Origin of the sequence: Methylophaga sp. UBA5088, assembly GCF_002414625.1 — a bacterium.
Taxonomy (GTDB): domain Bacteria; phylum Pseudomonadota; class Gammaproteobacteria; order Nitrosococcales; family Methylophagaceae; genus Methylophaga; species Methylophaga marina.
Map to the genome: position 1 here is coordinate 48,757 of NZ_DIAC01000072.1, position 994 is coordinate 49,750.

Genomic DNA, 994 nt, shown 5'->3' on the forward strand with positions numbered 1-994 from the left:
CGTTAGAGACATGTCCTCGTATTTCAGCAGGACCTTTTCATCTATGTCTGCGTGATTTGCTCCCCATCGTATATCTGCCTATGGGTTAATCTATTTCAGTCCTTCATAATTTTGCTTTTAATTGTTAATGAACTCGAAATATGGATGGCCTGCAGCGACAGCTCGACCGCACCAGTGACAATGAGCAACCCAAACGTATCAGACATGACATTGTCTGGGTTACAGCACTCTCTTTGGCTACTTACCTTCTGGCCTTATATTTCGATTTAGCTGAGCGCTATATCAACTGGACAGCATTAGGCGAGTTATATCAACTTGATGAGATAATTTTTGTGTTGTTGGTTTTCTGTGCCGGGCTCATATGGTTCAGTAAACGGCGAATATCTGAATTATCACAAGCATTGAGACATAACTTGGCCATGCAGGCTGAGCTTACGCATAACAATAAAAAAATCCGACAGCTGCTTAACGAAAAACAGTCACTGGTACAACGAATCACGTTGGTTAGAGAGTCTGAACGTGATCACTTAGCCTCTGAACTTCATGACATCTTTGGTCAACATCTTGCTGCAATGGATGCCAACCTGACTGTCGCTCTAAACCAGACAAACAACTCAAATCTCACATCCATTCTCGAGTCCGTGATGGACAGCACCACGGTATTACGCTCGATTACACGCAATAAGCTACGTCATCTCAAGCCACCCAGCCTAGATAGTATTGGTCTTAAAGGTGCTATTCGTGAACTGTTATCAGAATGGAGACAATCCTTTTCTGGCACTGACAACATCTCTTTGAATGTACATGATGATGAGATCCCTAAACCTATTGCGTTGACCTTATATCGAGCTCTGCAGGAAGGGTTGAGTAATATTAGTCGACATGCCAATGCAGAAAATGTGTTTATTTACTTACACCAGTTTCGTGAACCTGAGCATATGTGTATTCAACTTAGACTGGAAGATGACGGGCAAGGTATGGATACAAACATAGA

1 protein-coding gene is annotated in these 994 nt (G+C 42.5%); it reads left to right on the forward strand.

What is annotated here, in order from left to right; translation table 11 throughout:
* Positions 1–140: 140 nt before the first annotated feature.
* Positions 141–994: histidine kinase (locus B4K20_RS09260; RefSeq protein WP_289282676.1), on the forward strand; the 854-nt coding region annotated here is incomplete at its 3' end.